We start from the raw sequence: 17,210 nt of genomic DNA on the forward strand, positions 1-17,210 counted from the left end.
ACGCAGCTCTTTTGGCACTTCGAAGACAATATTCTCTTCGCGGCCTTCCAGCGGAACCGCTTCGCCACCGCCGAGTTCCTGTAGGCGAGCGATGACGTTTTGCACCAGAATATCCGGCGCTGACGCGCCTGCAGTCACGCCCACGCATTTCGCCTCTTTCACCCAGGCTTCCTGGATATCGGTCGCATCGTCAATCAGAAACGCCGCTTTCCCCATCCGCTGCGCCAGTTCAGCCAGACGGTTGGAGTTCGATGAGTTTTTTGAGCCCACCACCAGCACAACATCCGCCTGCTCCGCCAGCGCGCGCACCGCTTCCTGACGGTTGGTAGTGGCGTAGCAAATGTCATCTTTACGCGGTCCGACGATTTTCGGGAAGCGCTGACGCAGTGCGTCAATCACGTCTGAGGTATCGTCCACGGAGAGCGTGGTCTGGGTCATAAAGGAGAGCTTGCCTTCGTTTTTCACCTTGAGCGAAAAAACATCTTCCGGCGATTCAACCAGGTACATGCCCCCTGCCGGGTTGCTGTACTGCCCCATTGTGCCTTCCACTTCAGGGTGTCCGGCGTGACCAATCAGGATCGACTCTTCGCCACGACGACTGGCGCGCGCCACTTCCATATGCACTTTGGTTACCAGCGGACAGGTCGCATCAAAGACGGTAAGGTCACGGCCTTTCGCTTCGTTGCGCACCGCCTGAGAGACGCCGTGCGCGGAGAAGATCAGGATTGCGCCGTCTGGCACTTCGCTGATCTGCTCGATGAAAATCGCTCCGCGTTCGCGCAGGCTGTCGACCACGTAGCGGTTATGTACCACTTCATGACGAACGTAAATCGGCGCGCCGTAGATGGCCAGCGCGTTTTCAACAATGCTGATAGCGCGGTCTACACCAGCGCAAAAACCGCGCGGGTTGGCCAACAGGATCTGCATGTTACGCCTCCAGTGCCGGATCGACTTCCAGCACTTCAATATCAAAATGAACGGTATGCCCGGCCAGCGGATGGTTAAAATCGACGGTGATGGAGTCACCGTTGATTTCGCGGATCACACCAGGCATCTCACTGCCGTCCATTGCGGTAAAGAGCATAATAGCCCCGATTTCAGGTTCGCCGGCGTCCATAAATTCGCGGCGCGAGAAATACTGAATCAGGTCAGGCGTCGTGATGCCAAACGCGGCATCCGGCTCCAGGGAAAAAGTGGTTTTATCGCCGTCTTTCAGTCCGAGAAGATGTTGCTCCAGTCCTTCAGACAGAGAGCCATCCCCCAGGCGAAAAAGCGCGGGCTTGCCGTTATTACGGGTTGACTCTGCGGTGGAGCCATCGTCGAGTTTTAAGGTGAAGTGCACCAGCACCGCACTGTTACTCTGTACTGATTTAGACATGCAGGTTGCTCACTTGTTGTGACTCACCAGTTAGCCCGATGGCACTTGCACTTATCGGGCCTACAAGGATCGCGCTATTTTATAGGCCGGATAAGGCGATTACGCCACCATCCGGCACTGTATTACGCCTGCTTTTTCGGCAGGAATCCTTCCAGGACAATCATTGCGGCGCCGATACAGATCGCACTATCGGCGAGGTTAAACGTAGCAAAATGCCAGTCCCCGACGTAGAAATCGATCATATCGACCACGAAACCATGCCACAGGCGGTCGAACAGGTTCCCCAGCGCGCCGCCAATGATTAGCGCATACGCGATATTATTCAGCTTTTGCGCCGCGCTGGAGCGATACATCATCACCGCCAGAATGACACAGATACCGATCGCGATACCGGCAAAGAACCAGCGCTGCCAGCCGCCGCTATCAGCGAGGAAGCTAAACGCCGCACCATAGTTACGCGCATAATGCAGATTAAGCGACGGGAACAGCGGCACCGTATCCCCCAGAGCAAAATTCTGGAGGATCAGGTACTTGCTGCCCAAATCGATAATCAGCACGACTACCACCAGCCACAGCCAGCGTAGCCCTGTTGAACAAAGAGGCTTACTCATCAGGCAAACTTACGTTTTTCGCCATCACCGGCGATGTTGCTGACACAGCGTCCGCAAATTTCTGCGTGTTCCGCTACCTTGCCGACATCCGTCGTGTAATGCCAGCAACGCGGGCACTTATCACCTTCGGCTTTACTCAGGGCGATTTTCAGCCCTTTGAGCAGTTCGCTCTGCTGCGCATCTGCAGGAGCCCCGGCATAGTCAGCGACTTTCGCCCCGGAGGTCAACAGGACAAATCGTAATTCATCGCCCAGTGCGGTCAGCTTCGCAGCCAGTTCAGGTTCGGCATACAGGGTGACTGCCGCTTCCAGGGAACCGCCCACTTTCTTATCCGCACGCGCCTGTTCGATCACTTTGTTCACTTCGCCACGCACTTTCAGCAGCTCGTCCCAGAAGCTATCGTTCATCGCTTCGCTGTCCGCCAGACCAAACAGGCCTTCGTACCACTCACCGGTGAAGACATACTGCTCACGAGAACCCGGCAGGTAGCCCCAGATTTCATCTGCGGTGAAGGACATGATCGGCGCCATCCAGCGTACCAGCGCTTCCGCGATATGGTACAGCGCGGTCTGACAGCTGCGACGCGCCCGGCTTTCCGCTTTCGCGGTGTACTGACGGTCTTTGATGATGTCGAGATAGAACGACCCCATTTCGACGGAGCAGAAACGCATCAGGCGCTGTACCACTTCGTGGAAATCGTAGGCTTCGTACGCTTTCAGAATGTCTTCCTGCGCCGCTTTCGCGCAGCCCACCGCCCATCTGTCCAGTACCACCATCTCTTCCGGTTTCACCATGTCTTTCGCCGGATCAAACCCGTTCAGGTTCGCCAGCAGGAAGCGCGCGGTGTTACGGATACGACGATAGCTGTCGGCAGCACGTTTGAGGATCTCATCCGATACCGCCATTTCACCAGTGTAGTCGGTTGATGCCACCCACAGACGCAGAATGTCAGCGCCCAGTTTGTTCATCACATCCTGTGGCGAAACGGTGTTACCGATAGACTTGGACATCTTGCGGCCCTGACCATCGACGGTAAAACCGTGCGTCAGTACCTGGCGATACGGCGCTTTGCCTTTCATCGCGGTGGAGATCATCAGAGACGACATGAACCAGCCACGATGCTGGTCGGAGCCTTCCAGATACATATCCGCGGCATGACCGGCGAACTCCGGGCGGACATCCACGACGGAGGAGTGCGTTGAACCAGAGTCAAACCAGACGTCCAGGGTATCCGGCACTTTCACGTACTGATCGGCTTCGTCACCCAGAATGTCTTTCGGGTCGAGATCCCACCAGGCCTGAATACCGTCAACTTCAACGCGTTTTGCCACTTCTTCCATCAGTTCGATGGCGCGCGGGTGCAGCTCTTCAGTGTCTTTGTGAACGAACAGAGACATCGGCACGCCCCAGGTACGCTGACGAGAAATACACCAGTCAGGACGGTTCGCTACCATCGATTCGATACGCGCCTGGCCCCAGTCCGGGATCCACTGCACGCCTTTGATCTCTTTCAGAGACTGCTCGCGCAGACCTTTCTGATCCATGCTGATGAACCACTGCGGGGTTGCACGGAAGATGATAGGTGATTTGTGACGCCAGCAGCACGGATAGCTGTGCTGCATTTTCTCAACGTGCAGCAGCGCGCCTTTTTCGGTCAGCAGCGCAACCACAATATCGTTCGCTTTAAAGACGTTCACACCGTCCAGTGTCGGATAAGTACCCGGCAGATAAGCACCGTCCGGACCTACCGGGTTAGCAACTTCCAGACCGTATTTCTGGCCGATGACATAGTCATCCGGACCATGGCCTGGCGCGGTATGTACCGCGCCCGTACCGGCATCCAGCGTCACGTGATCGCCGAGGATCGCCGGAACGTCGAAGCCCATAAACGGATGGGTAAAGCGCAACAGTTCAAGCTCCGCCCCTTTTACGGTGGCGAGAACGGTATAGCCTGTCGCGCCAATGCGCTGCATCACGCTTTCAACCAGATCTTTTGCCAGGATCACCGCCTGACCGTCGATTTGTACCAGCGCGTAGTCAAAGTCCGGCGCCACGGAAATCGCGCGGTTTGCCGGCAGCGTCCACGGTGTGGTGGTCCAGATGACCAACGAGATTGGCCCGTTGACATTCGCCACGCCAAATTTTGCCTTCACCGCGTCCTGATCCGCAGCAACAAAGGCCACGTCGATCGACGGAGAGGTTTTGTCGTAGTATTCCACTTCCGCTTCTGCCAGCGCAGAACGGCAATCTACGCACCAGTGCACCGGCTTCGCGCCTTTATGCAGATGACCATTGCCGATGATTTTGCCCAGCGCGCGGATGATGTTGGCTTCCGTTTTGAAGTCCATCGTCAGATACGGATGCGACCAGTCGCCGAGCACGCCCAGACGGATAAAGTCTTTACGTTGCCCGTCAACCTGAGTTGCTGCGTACTCACGGCACTTCGCACGGAACTCCGCCGCGGTGAATTTTTCGCCCGGCTTGCCGAATTCCTGCTCCACTTTCAGTTCGATCGGCAGACCGTGACAGTCCCAACCCGGAACGTAAGGCGAGTCATATCCCGCGAGTCCTTTGGACTTCACGATAATGTCTTTCAGAATCTTGTTAACCGAGTGACCAATATGAATGCTGCCATTCGCATAAGGAGGGCCATCATGCAGAATGAAGGTTTTTTTGCCTTTTTTGGCCGCACGAATGATGCCGTACAGGTCATCATCAGTCCAACGCGCCAGCATTCCCGGTTCACGCTTGGCGAGATCGCCGCGCATCGGGAACCCTGTTTCCGGCAAATTCAGGGTTGATTTATAGTCACTCATCAGATTCTCGGTTCCGTATTGATTACCCAGGCCTTTAAGCCGGTTTTGATAGCCCAAAAAAATCACGGGCAGTTAATTCATCTCGCGCAATCTGCGCTTTGAGTTCATCCAGCGAAGCAAATCGCTGTTCATTGCGTATTTTTTTACGCAGCACTACATCTATATGGCGACCATAGAGGTCCATTGCAACATCCAGCAGATGCACTTCCAGTTGCTGGCGCACGCCCGAAACCGTCGGACGGGTCCCGATGTTCGCCACGCCGGGCAATGGCTTCTCGCCAAGCCCCATCACTTCTACCGCATAGACCCCTTTTACCGGGGAAACCTGACGACGCAGCGGTAAGTTTGCCGTCGGGAAACCAATGGTGCGCCCGAGTTCATCACCGTGTACAACACGGCCTGAAATGGTAAACGGATGGCCCAACAGGCTTTCGGCGAGGGCCAGGTTGTCCTGTGCCAGCGCCTGACGCACGGCGGTACTGCTGATACGCACGCCGCCTTCGCAGAAGGTTTGGGTGCTGGTAATATCGAAACCATATTCCACACCCGCCTTCTGTAATAACAAGAAATCGCCTTCGCGACCAGCGCCAAAGCGGAAATCATCCCCCACCGCGAGAAATTGCACCCCAAGACGATTCACCAGCAGTTCGCTGATAAAGGTCTGTGCCGTCAGGGCGGCGAAACGGCGGTCAAAGCGCACGCACAGCACGTAATCGACGCCGCATTGCGCGAGATAACGCAATTTTTCACGCAGGCGGGTCAGCCGCGCAGGGGCTTTGTCTGTCGCAAACAGTTCGAGCGGCTGCGGCTCAAAAATCATCACCATCACCGGTAAGCCACGCCTGCGCCCTTCTTCCTGCAAACCTTGCAGCAGCGCACGATGACCACGATGCACGCCGTCGAAATTACCAATAGTCAGCACACACCCGTGTGGGGCCTGACTGAGATTATGTATGCCGCGTATCAGCTTCATGTCTGGCTCAAAACAGTGAAAATCGCCAAAGTATACCTTGTACGGCGGTCAAGGTTAACCGGCGATTGATGTGGCGAAACAGAAAGCAGATGGATTTCATTACCCTGAGGCAAATACCGACCACAAACTGACAAAGCAATTCAATTTTTATCGCTGAAAAGCTGTATTCACAGACCGCAAGCTGGTAGAATCCTGCGCCATCACTACGTAACGAGTGCCGCTAGATTAACGGCGCTTATTTGCACAAATCCATTGACAAAAGAAGGCTAAAAGGGCATATTCCTCGGCCTTTGAATTGTCCATATAGAACACATTTGGGAGTTGGACCTTGGCTAATATCAAATCAGCTAAGAAGCGCGCCGTTCAGTCTGAAAAGGCTCGTAAGCACAACGCAAGCCGTCGCTCTATGATGCGTACTTTCATCAAGAAAGTATACGCAGCTATCGAAGCTGGCGACAAAGCTACTGCACTGAAAGCATTTAACGAAATGCAACCAATCGTGGACCGTCAGGCTGCTAAAGGTCTGATCCACAAAAACAAAGCTGCACGTCATAAAGCTAACCTGACTGCACAGATCAACAAACTGGCTTAATCGCCTGTTGATTGTTGCTTTGTGAAAAAACCCGCGCAAGCGGGTTTTTTTATGTCTGGACTATTTGTTCTGGGGCGTAAATAACGCCGAATAGTTCGTATTACAGATACGCTGTACCGCCGGATGCTGAATCATCCTCTCGGCAAAGATGGCATGGTATTCCTCCATCACATTCTCCACGCGACCAATTTCAACCACCGAATCGTCTGCGTAAAAGTCATGCGCATAGAGCGTCGGGGCCACGAAAATCGCGTTGTGCGTTGCGCCAAAGGCTTTCATCAATGCGGCGTCATCGAACTCTCCCAGAATCTCGACCTTCAGCCCCTGGGAATTAATCCAGTTCAGCAACTTGCGTCCTAACATCGAACGCCGGCCGGGGATCAGCAAACGTCGCTCTTCCAGACAGGCCGGGAAGGATTTTTCCGGTAACGGCTGGGTACACCAGAAGCTCACGCTACACTCGCCAATCTTCACCGAAAACAGCCCTTCCTGTTGCGTCGAGTCAATCGGGCAATCCGAGATAATCATATCCAGCTTATGCTGGCTGAGCTGTTCCAGCAGCATTTCGTGGGTTGATTCAAAACAGCGCAGGTGGATCTGTTCCCCTTCAACGACGGCGGCATCCAGTACGTTGCTGACCAATCGCTTCGACAGCGCATCCGCCACCCCCACATCAAATAACAGATTGGACTCTTTGCGGTAGTTCACGATATCCAGCATCTCCTGGCTGAGAGTAAACATTTTATCCGCATAGCGAAAAACCAGCTCACCAAGCTCGCTGGGCTCCAGACCTCGCCCCTTACGCTTGAAGAGTTTGCCCTGCAGGCGTTCCTCAAGCGCTTTAATCTGTCCGGTGATAGTTTGCGGCGTTAAATAAAGCGCTTCCGCCGCACCGACCACGGACCCCTCCTTATAGACGTGCCAAAAGTAATAGAGATGGTTGTAATTAATGTGGGACATACACTCTCTCTGATAAATATCACAAAGGGGGAGCCGAACGAGGCTCCCCTGCTAACTCGCCCAATCAGACTGACGGGCGTAAACGTGCGCGCAGCAAGCTGTAGCCAATCACCGCTGACAGCAAGGAGCCAATCAGGATCCCCAGCTTCGCCCAGTTAATCAGCTCCGGATCCACGCTGCCAAAGGCCAGGCTGGCGATAAAGATCGACATCGTAAAACCAATGCCGCACAGGATGCCGACCGCCATGATTTGCGGGAATGAGGTTCCTTCCGGCAGTTGCGCCAGCTTCAGACGCAGCGCCAACCAACAGAACAGGCTGATCCCCAGCGGCTTACCTACCAGCAGGCCCGCAATAATGCCGAGCGGCAGAATGGACGTCAGTCCGTCCATCGTCACGCCCTGCAATGAAACGCCCGCATTGGCAAAAGCAAACAGCGGCAGGATCAGATACGCCACCCACGGATGCAGAACATGTTCCAGACGCTTTGCCGGGGAACGCCCGTGTTTCTCTTTCAATGGAATGAAAAAGCCGACGATCACCCCTGCCAGCGTCGCATGGACGCCGGATTTCAGCACCGCGGTCCACAGTATTGCGCCAATGAGGATGTACACCCCCGTGCGCCGGACGCCGCACAGATTCAGAATCGCCAGCAATGCTATGGCAAACGCCGCAACGCCCAGCGAAACCATCGACAGATCGTTGGTATAAAACAGAGCAATAATGACTATCGCGCCGAGATCGTCGATGATCGCCAGCGCCATCAGGAAAATTTTCAGCGCCAACGGCACCCGACTGCCGAGCAGCGCCAGAACGCCCAGCGCAAACGCAATATCCGTGGCGGCCGGGATCGCCCAGCCTTCGCGAGTGATCGGATCGGCATAGTTAAAGGCCAGGTACAGCAGCGCCGGGACAATCATTCCGCCGATGGCGGCAATCACCGGGAAAGCCGCCTGACGCAAACTCGCCAGTGAGCCCTGCATCAGCTCACGCTTAACCTCAAGGCCAATCAACAGGAAAAACACCGCCATCAGGGCGTCATTGATCCATAACAGCATGTTTTTATTGATCTCAAGCGCACCAACGCGCAGTTGGACAGGCGTCTCGAGAAAGGCGTGGTACCATCCACTGGTTACACCCATGTTGGCCATCAGCATGGCCAGTGCGGCGGCGATGATAAGAATGATGCCCCCAGAGGCATCACTGCTGAAGAAACGATGCAGATGTTTCACTTTTTATTCTCTCTATAAGGTGAATACTTCGTAATTACTATCATACTCCCCACAACTCATCGTTAAAATTAGATTATATATGGTTAAACGATCGGTTTTTTCGAGTAAATTGTATCATGAAGTATGACGGAATCAGCGATCGTACTGTTCGTTGCACAGACGATTGAAGGTGTAGCGGAGGTAGTCCAGCGTGGCGGTGACATTGGCTGGGGACATACGATTAAGCTGCGGTAGAAAAGGATGATTATTGACGTATTGAATGAACGCCGTTGCGCCAGCAAGCGTGGCATAGCGCAACATGCTCGTTTTCTTAGTACCGGTGAGATTACATATCGCCAGTGCATAATCCCGGGTAGAAAACGTGCGCCAGACATTGTTACGAATACCGCCACTCTGAAACATTCGGTATGGGATGTCGTTTTGCCGCGGTGAACACCCTCTTTCTCTCACAAAGGAAATATGGCAACGGCCTTGCTGAACATGCTGCAAATTCGCCATCAGGCATCCACCAAAGATAAAACATTCCTGTTCTATGTAGTGTTGAACGTTGAGGGAACGTTCATCCGTCAACGCTTTCACTAACTCAAAATGTCGGTAAGCAGGCAGAACCGGTTTGACCAACATCCCTGGATCGTTTTTATGCAGCGACGCGGGGCCATAGTCCACATCGAATAAGATATTGCGGCGCATGATGATCAGCTCTTTACGCTGGACGAGATGCGTTAATGTGCCGGGTGCGAGGCGCTCTTCATAATAAGATGTGTACCGGTATTCGTCTTCTACAGGCAGCGTTGAATAATTCGTGGTGACGGCAATCACCCTGCCACTGTTCTCCTCTGCCGTGACCAGAACATACAAACAGCCGTCGCCGCCGTTAAACTTTACCCGAAAAGCACGGGTACTCATGATTAAATCCAATTTTTGGAAAATATACGCACGTTCCACCTGATTCGACTGGCGGGATAATTTTTGTAATAGCCGGTTCAGGCCCGTGCTATCGAGCGTTAACGAGGTACGAATATCTGCCAGCGAGTGTCCTTCTTGAATAAGCCTGGCGAGCGCTTCCTGGCGAGGATCGGTTTTATCCCCGACGGGAGAAATAAAAGTTTTATGGCACTGGAGACAATAGAGCCGCGGAGCTCCCTGAGCGGAAAAGCCATACTTCTTTAATGTGGCCCCTCCACAGCCCGGGCAAACTTTAATCAGACCTGACCATAGCTGATTAGCCGATTGGCGAAAAAGGTTCAGCGAACGTTCAGAAATCAGAGGGAACAAAAATCCACACGCACGACACAGGACATATTTCCCCTGCACCGAATAGTCAGGGCTATTCAACACGCCGAGGTTTTTACAGCCTGACGTTTTGCATGCATCGACATTAATACGTGAAAACATATTCACTCCCTGCGAGTATCGCCTTCAAGCGAATAACGATTTTATCTCTGAAGGTGAAATACCTTTTTCATAGAGCGCTTTCATTGATTTCATTGCGGGTGCGGTGTGGGCAAAAAAGGCCTGGTAGCCCGCGCACAGGTAGTTTTGTGCAAAAGAGCCGAAGTCGGTCGGCAAAAAGCGGTGTTTAGGACAGCCACCGTGACAGGCAAACTGCCACGGACAGGAATGGCACTCCTGCGCCATGGTTCGACGCTTCTCATCGCCAAACCGCATATTTTGCTCACTGTTATTCATCGCACGCAGTGTCGTGTTCTTAATATTTCCCAACGCGTACTGCGGATAAACAAAGTGATCGCAGTTATAGACATCACCGTTCATTTCCATTGCAAAAGCACTGCCACACGTTGGAGAAAATACGCATACCTGCGGCGGCAACCCACACCAGGCCGCCAGCGTCTGCTCAAATAACTGTATACCGATATCGCCAATATCCTGACGGAGCCAGATATCAAAAATGGCATTAAGAAACTGGCCAAATGCCAGGGATTCAACAGACCATGGCATCACTGCGGCTTGCTTATCCGCAGGCGTCGCCAGCATCGAATTATTACTGGCAGACCTTCGTTCGACCAGTGGAATAAACTGCATATAGCGACTCCCGATACTTTTCAGAAACTGATAGACCAGGAGTGGATGGTGCATATTCGTGCCGTTCACCACCGTGAGCGTATTAAATTCAACATCATGGCGCACCAGACATTGAAGCGCCCGGACAACGTTAGCATGCGTCGATTTGCCGGCACGCGTCACCCGCCATTCATCATGCAATGCAGCATCACCATCAATAGAGATGCCGACCAGAAAATCCTGTTGCCTGAAAAAACGCGCCCATGCATCGTCGATCAAAATGCCGTTCGTCTGAAAGGTATTAATGATTGTTTTTCCGGCCGCATAACGCTGCTGGAGTTCAACGGCCCGCCGATAAAACGCAATCCCCATCAGCGTAGGCTCTCCTCCCTGCCACGCAAAAATAACGTCATCCACATCCTGTGCGGCGATATGCTGTTTGACGAATAATTCAAGTATCTCATCTGACATTCTGTAATGACTTTTTCTATCGGGATAGAGCTTCTCTTTCTCCAGATAAAAACAGTATTTACAGTCCAGATTGCAGACCGATCCTGTTGGTTTCACCATGACCTGACAGCTTTTTCTTTGCATCACCAGACCCATTAATAAAAGGACCTGATTCAGCACGATGTACTGAATCAGGCGGGCAGCGCCCTAAGTGGCATACTTACTGTTCTTATTATTCGTCCATTAACTCCAGGTAACCGGTGTCGGTTTATCACCGCGAGCCTTCATTAAAGAATCGTTATCAATGTTCTGTTTATATTTCAGGAATTCGCCATACATTCTTTTTTCGATTTCAGGCTGTTTACCCAACTGATTAAGCGTCTCGGAACGATCCTTTTTCAGGTTATAGAGATACTTGGGTTTATTTTCACGATCGATGATCATTTTCCAGTCGCCATCCCGAATCGCCCATTCATCGGTCGGATCATCCTGTAACGGCATATCAATACCAAAGATCATCGGTTTTTCGCGTTTTAAGGTTTTATGCGCCAGTACGGGAGCCAGGGATTGCCCGTCATAAGTACGATCGGTTGGCAGTTTAAAATTCATCATGCTTGCCAGCGTCGGCAGCCAGTCAAGACCGTAAGCCGGTGTATCCGTGACCATTCCCTGTGGAAGATGATTGCCATACTTAATGATTGCCGGAACACGAATCCCACCTTCCCACAGGTTATCTTTACGGCCACGTAACCCATCCGTCTCACCCGCGAGATTCAGTTCATATATTTTACGCGCCTCACGCGTCACCGGGCCGTTATCGCTGGTAAAAATCACAATGGTGTTCTCTTCTTCACCCATTGCTTTTATCTTATCCAGCACTTTACCGACCTGGGCATCCAGGTAACTGATGTTCGCGTAATATTCTCCCGTGCCGCGCCAGGGTTTATCCGCCCAGTCACCGTAGAACTCCTCCGGATGCTGTTTCTGATAAGCGCTCATATATTGCGAATACATATCGAGGTATTTTTTCGGAGAAGCCAACGGGCTGTGGACCTCCGTAAAGGCGACATACAAGAAAAACGGATTATCATCTTTTTTGTTATCCAGCCAGTTAACCGCTTCTGAACTGACCAGTTCACCGCTGTAAGTTTCCGCTCGACCAATGGGTTTGCCATTACGCAAAAATCCGGTCGGATACACCATGCCGTTACGCGGTCGTTCTTTTGCATTATCTAACGTGGAATCTGTCACGAACCCCGCCGCATTCACCAGACTGTAGTCAAAGCCCATATCTTTTGCCTGCGGCTGATCGGTACGCTCACCTCCCGCATTGAGGTGTAATTTCCCCATCATCGCCGTGTCATAACCCTGCTGCTTTAACAAGTTGGCAATCGTCAGTTCGTTACGGCCCAGTGCGACATTTTTTCCTTCCGGGATCCAGGAGCGGATCCCGGTGCGAAATGGCATTCGTCCGGTTAATAACCCGGCCCGAGAAGGAGAACACAACGGAGCGGGTGCATAGTAGTCGGTGAATTTCACCCCGTCCTGCGCCAGTTTGTCGATATTAGGGGTTTTTACGATTTGATGCCCATAAGTGGCTAGATCACCATAGCCCAGATCATCAGCCATAATAATGACCAGATTAGGCCGTTTACCCAACGCCGCCTGCGCGGTTTGCAATGTGCTTCCGGCACATAACGCCAGACCAATCATACTGGCAACGATTGTTCTTTTCATTTCAACTCCTTTGCCTTTTATTAAAATTCATATCCGACCATATAAATCATCTGGTCACCGAAACCGTCGTAACCTAATTTATTTTCGAAATAACGCCAGGTGACTGTCGCCTTCCAGCAGGGATAGAATTTCCATGCCAGCGTCAGGCCGCCATTAATGCCATAGTCACCATATTGCTGTTCCGCGTAAGCGTTATTGCGATCGAATTCAATTTCATTCCAGTTTGAGAGAACGAATTTCTCCTCAAGAAGCGTAAAATTATAGGCCGCAGTCCATCCCAGCACATAACCGTTCCAGCCACTGGTTTGCCCGTATTTCTGCGAAACATAATCGCCAGATTGATTATGTAATCCAATATACGGTTTAAAGAACCCCCAATTACCTGTCCAGCCGAGATAGCCCAGGCCATAAAACATATCAAGGTCATCGCCCCAGGTGTTTTCCCACTGACCATAAAGTTTGCCGAAGAAGGTATAGTTGGAATCAAACAGGCGGACATGGGTCATGGCTGATACCGTATGGTTACGCCCGGCAACAGAGTGATTTAAGACATTGCTTTCATAAAATGAATAAAACTCAGCCTCTTTAAAATTGATACCGAAATCTGCTGTCGCTTTCCAGACTTCGCCACGATGAACATTGACAAACCCGCTATTCCAGTCAGCATAACCCGCATTAATTGAACCGAACGCATTTTTATATTCCAGCGCCTGTGCGGAGTGGCTAAAAAGAGAAGGCGCAGCCAGCACCAGACTGGTTAATAATACGTTTTTTATCCGAGGCATTTAATCTATTCCTCATAGCTATATTTTATTCCGCAGTAAAACCCCTTTACCACGGCGACAAATACTAACTGAACAGAATCGAAGAAGAGTGATGTAAATCTCACATCAGAAGAGTTAAAGCCTGCCAAAAACAAGGTGTCAAAAAATGTTGTTTTAGAGATGCTAAGTCCATCACTTTTAATAAAGACTCATCTATTATTTTATTCTGGTGCCGTATACCTGTTTATTCAGCTTGTTATAAAAATCACATTCATTTTTATAAACAGTGGGTCCAGATAATAAAAAACCGGTATCCCCTCACAGGGAATACCGGTTTTTACTCAATGAGAACGTCGTTAGCCAGTGATTAGCGGGTCAAATCGTCAAAGAACTTTTTCACACCGTCAAAGAAACTCTTGGAGCGCGGGCTGTTATTTTCGCCGGTTGGGCCGCCAAAGCTTTCCTGCAGGTCTTTCAGCAGTTGTTTCTGCTTCTCGTTCAGACCGACCGGTGTTTCGACCACGACGCGGCACAACAAATCGCCCTGCGCGCCACCACGGACTGACTTCACGCCTTTGCCACGCATGCGGAACAGTTTTCCGGTCTGCGTTTCGCTGGGCACTTTCAGCTTCACGCGGCCATCCAGCGTCGGAACTTCAATCTCACCGCCAAGTGCAGCCATCGCAAAGTTAATCGGCACTTCACAGTACAGGTTGTTACCTTCACGTTCGAAGATCGGGTGCTGTTTCACCTGAACCTGAACGTACAGGTCCCCTGCCGGTGCGCCGTGCTCGCCAGCTTCACCTTCGCCTGAAAGACGAATGCGGTCGCCGGTATCCACGCCAGCCGGGATTTTAACCGACAGCGTTTTGCTCTTCTCGACGCGACCATGGCCGTGGCACTTGTTGCACGGATCTTTGATCAGCGTACCGCGTCCCTGACAGTGCGGACAGGTTTGCTGAACCGCGAAGAACCCCTGGCGCATCTGCACCTGACCGGAACCATGACAGGTCGGACAAGTCTGCGGCTGAGTCCCCGCTTTCGCGCCACTGCCGTGGCAAACATCACACTCTTCCAGCGTCGGAATGCGGATCTCTTTGGTCACGCCACGTACGGCTTCTTCCAGGGTGAGATCCATGTTGTAACGTAAATCGGCCCCACGCGCAGCACGTTGACGACCCCGACCACCGCCAAAGATATCGCCAAAAACGTCACCAAAGATATCGCTGAAGTCAGCGCCGCCGCCAAAACCGCCGCCGCCACCCATACCGCCTTGCTCAAACGCAGCATGTCCGTACTGGTCGTAAGCGGCGCGTTTTTGCGAGTCGGTCAGGACTTCATACGCTTCTTTGATCTCTTTAAACTTGGCTTCGGCCTCTTTATCACCCTGATTACGGTCCGGGTGAAATTTCATGGCCAGGCGCTTGTAGGCCTTTTTGATTTCACGCTCTTCCGCTGATTTGGAAACGCCTAAAATCTCGTAATAGTCTTGCTTAGCCATCTCTTTTTATCTGCCCTTAACATGCGTGCACGGGCGGAGAGGAAACCTCTTCGCCCGTGCCAGTAATTACCCGTTCAAAGGGCGATTATTTTTTGTCTTTCACTTCTTCAAACTCAGCGTCGACAACATCATCATCTTTCGCGTTGTTTGTGGAAGCGTCAGCGGAACCTGCCTGCTGCTGTGCGTGCTGCTGTTGAGCGATTTCCATCAGTTTCTGGGAAACCTGCGCCAGCTCCTGCATCTTCGCTTCGATAGCCGCTTTGTCTTCACCTTTCAGCGCCGTTTCCAGTGCGCTCAGTGCAGACTCGATAGCGGTTTTGTCGTCAGCTGGCAGTTGTTCGCCGGCTTCCTCAACCTGCTTGCGAGTGCTGTGCAACAGATGGTCACCCTGGTTGCGGGTCTGAACCAGCTCTTCGAACTTACGGTCAGACTCGGCGTTCGCTTCCGCTTCGCGAACCATTTTCTGAATTTCTTCTTCATTCAGGCCAGAAGACGCCTTGATGGTGATCTTCTGCTCTTTACCGCTGTTTTTGTCTTTCGCGGAAACGTGCAGGATACCGTCAGCATCGATATCGAAGGTCACTTCGATCTGCGGCATGCCGCGCGGTGCCGGGTTGATCCCATCCAGGTTGAACTGACCCAGAGATTTGTTATCAGACGCACGTTTACGTTCACCCTGCAGCACATGGATGGTTACCGCAGACTGGTTGTCTTCCGCAGTAGAGAACACCTGGCTGTGCTTGGTTGGGATAGTGGTGTTTTTGGAGATCAGCGCCGTCATCACACCACCCATGGTTTCGATACCCAGAGACAGCGGGGTAACGTCCAGCAGCAGTACGTCTTTCACATCACCGGTCAATACACCACCCTGAACGGCAGCACCGATCGCCACGGCTTCGTCCGGGTTCACGTCTTTACGCGGTTCTTTACCAAAGAACTCAGCTACTTTCTTCTGCACCATTGGCATACGCGTCTGACCACCCACGAGGATAACGTCGTTGATATCAGATACGGACAGGCCAGCGTCCTGCAGAGCGACTTTCAGCGGCTCGATGGAACGGTTCACCAGATCTTCGACCAGGCTTTCCAGTTTCGCGCGAGTCACTTTGATATTCATGTGTTTCGGACCGGTGGCATCTGCAGTGATGTACGGCAGGTTCACGTCGGTCTGCTGCGCAGAAGAAAGCTCAATTTTCGCTTTTTCTGCCGCTTCTTTCAGGCGCTGCATGGCCAGCGGATCGTTACGCAGGTCAATGCCCTGATCTTTCTTAAATTCTTCAACCAGATAGTTGATCATACGGCTGTCGAAGTCTTCACCACCCAGGTGGGTATCACCGTTGGTTGCCAGAACTTCGAAGGTTTTTTCGCCGTCAACTTCGTCGATTTCGATAATAGAGATATCGAAAGTACCACCACCGAGGTCGTAAACCGCGATAGTACGGTTACCGACTTCTTTATCCAGACCGTATGCCAGCGCAGCGGCAGTCGGTTCGTTGATGATACGTTTCACTTCCAGACCTGCGATACGACCGGCGTCTTTGGTTGCCTGACGCTGAGCATCGTTAAAGTAAGCAGGTACAGTGATAACCGCTTCCGTTACCGGTTCACCCAGGTAATCTTCAGCCGTTTTCTTCATTTTCTTCAGCACTTCAGCCGAGATCTGCGGCGGTGCCATTTTCTGACCTTTCACATCCAGCCATGCATCGCCGTTGTCGGCGCCAATGATTTTGTACGGCATGATGGAAACATCACGTTGAACTTCTTCGTCCTGGAAGCGGCGGCCAATCAGGCGTTTAATCGCAAACAGGGTGTTTTGCGGGTTTGTCACTGCCTGACGTTTAGCCGGCTGACCAACCAGAGTTTCACCATCCTGGGTATAAGCAATGATAGAAGGCGTGGTGCGATCGCCCTCGGCGTTCTCCAGCACACGTGCAGTAGTGCCGTCCATAATCGCTACACAAGAGTTGGTAGTACCCAGGTCGATACCAATAATTTTACCCATCTAAACGTCTCCACTAAAAATTCGGTCAACATGTGGTTGTGAGTCTGTAATAAGGGCGAAACGTGCGGTTTCAACTACCCTGATTCGTTTTTTTTCAGACTCACCACTGCGGTTGACTACTAAGTGGGGTCGTAACCCACTTCATCAAGGGGGGAATGAAAAAAATTTTTGCT

14 protein-coding genes and 1 pseudogene are annotated in these 17,210 nt (G+C 52.0%); 1 reads left to right on the forward strand and 14 read right to left on the reverse strand.

The window, feature by feature from the left end; genetic code table 11:
- The 6 genes and pseudogenes from ispH to JTI98_RS21060 all read right to left on the reverse strand — a co-directional run.
- Positions 1-927 (reverse strand): 4-hydroxy-3-methylbut-2-enyl diphosphate reductase (gene ispH / locus JTI98_RS01040; RefSeq protein WP_216081828.1); only part of this gene is annotated, 927 nt, incomplete at its 3' end.
- 1 nt (position 928) lies between these two features.
- Entirely contained in the window at positions 929-1,378 is a 450-nt protein-coding gene (fkpB, locus tag JTI98_RS01045; protein WP_042998001.1) for an FKBP-type peptidyl-prolyl cis-trans isomerase, read from the reverse strand.
- 122 nt (positions 1,379-1,500) lie between these two features.
- A complete protein-coding gene (gene lspA, locus JTI98_RS01050; protein WP_216081829.1) occupies positions 1,501-1,989 on the reverse strand; it encodes a signal peptidase II in 489 nt (162 codons plus the stop codon).
- A complete protein-coding gene (gene ileS / locus JTI98_RS01055; RefSeq protein ID WP_044256032.1) occupies positions 1,989-4,805 on the reverse strand; it encodes an isoleucine--tRNA ligase in 2,817 nt (938 codons plus the stop codon). Before ileS ends, lspA begins: the two co-directional genes overlap by 1 nt.
- Positions 4,806-4,839: 34 nt before the next feature.
- Positions 4,840-5,778, reverse strand: a complete 939-nt coding sequence (gene ribF, locus JTI98_RS01060; protein WP_042998003.1) for a bifunctional riboflavin kinase/FAD synthetase — start codon at positions 5,776-5,778, stop codon at positions 4,840-4,842.
- Positions 5,779-5,785: 7 nt separating this feature from the next.
- Positions 5,786-5,998 (reverse strand): annotated as a pseudogene (locus tag JTI98_RS21060) (DUF2575 domain-containing protein); the annotation flags it as partial.
- 108 nt (positions 5,999-6,106) lie between these two features.
- Between JTI98_RS21060 and rpsT the strand changes: the two are divergent.
- Positions 6,107-6,370 carry a 30S ribosomal protein S20 gene (rpsT, locus tag JTI98_RS01065; RefSeq protein WP_003018940.1) on the forward strand — a complete coding sequence of 88 codons (264 nt, stop codon included), beginning with the start codon at positions 6,107-6,109 and terminating at the stop codon, positions 6,368-6,370.
- Between the two features lie 60 nt (positions 6,371-6,430).
- Here the strand turns inward: rpsT and nhaR are convergent, their stop codons facing one another.
- From nhaR to dnaK, 8 genes are all read right to left on the reverse strand, one after another.
- Complete coding sequence (gene nhaR, locus JTI98_RS01070) at positions 6,431-7,330, reverse strand: transcriptional activator NhaR (protein ID WP_042998004.1); 900 nt, start codon at positions 7,328-7,330, stop codon at positions 6,431-6,433.
- Positions 7,331-7,394: 64 nt separating this feature from the next.
- On the reverse strand, positions 7,395-8,561 hold the full coding sequence (gene nhaA, locus JTI98_RS01075; RefSeq protein ID WP_042998005.1) for a Na+/H+ antiporter NhaA: 1,167 nt from the start codon (positions 8,559-8,561) through the stop codon (positions 7,395-7,397).
- A 132-nt stretch (positions 8,562-8,693) separates the two neighbouring features.
- On the reverse strand, positions 8,694-9,956 hold the full coding sequence (locus tag JTI98_RS01080; protein ID WP_046401618.1) for a hypothetical protein: 1,263 nt from the start codon (positions 9,954-9,956) through the stop codon (positions 8,694-8,696).
- A 24-nt stretch (positions 9,957-9,980) separates the two neighbouring features.
- Entirely contained in the window at positions 9,981-11,180 is a 1,200-nt protein-coding gene (locus JTI98_RS01085; RefSeq protein ID WP_216082218.1) for an anaerobic sulfatase maturase, read from the reverse strand.
- 96 nt (positions 11,181-11,276) lie between these two features.
- Positions 11,277-12,770: a sulfatase gene (locus JTI98_RS01090; protein WP_216081830.1), complete on the reverse strand. Its 1,494-nt coding sequence runs from the start codon at positions 12,768-12,770 to the stop codon at positions 11,277-11,279.
- Between the two features lie 20 nt (positions 12,771-12,790).
- On the reverse strand, positions 12,791-13,555 hold the full coding sequence (locus JTI98_RS01095; protein ID WP_042998008.1) for an outer membrane protein OmpK: 765 nt from the start codon (positions 13,553-13,555) through the stop codon (positions 12,791-12,793).
- A 346-nt stretch (positions 13,556-13,901) separates the two neighbouring features.
- Complete coding sequence (gene dnaJ / locus JTI98_RS01100) at positions 13,902-15,035, reverse strand: molecular chaperone DnaJ (RefSeq protein ID WP_042998009.1); 1,134 nt, start codon at positions 15,033-15,035, stop codon at positions 13,902-13,904.
- A gap of 85 nt (positions 15,036-15,120) precedes the next feature.
- Complete coding sequence (dnaK, locus tag JTI98_RS01105; protein ID WP_042998010.1) at positions 15,121-17,037, reverse strand: molecular chaperone DnaK; 1,917 nt, start codon at positions 17,035-17,037, stop codon at positions 15,121-15,123.
- Positions 17,038-17,210 lie beyond the last annotated feature (173 nt).

Source organism: Citrobacter sp. MGH 55 (genome assembly GCF_016906145.1).
Taxonomy (GTDB): Bacteria; Pseudomonadota; Gammaproteobacteria; order Enterobacterales; family Enterobacteriaceae; genus Citrobacter_A; species Citrobacter_A amalonaticus.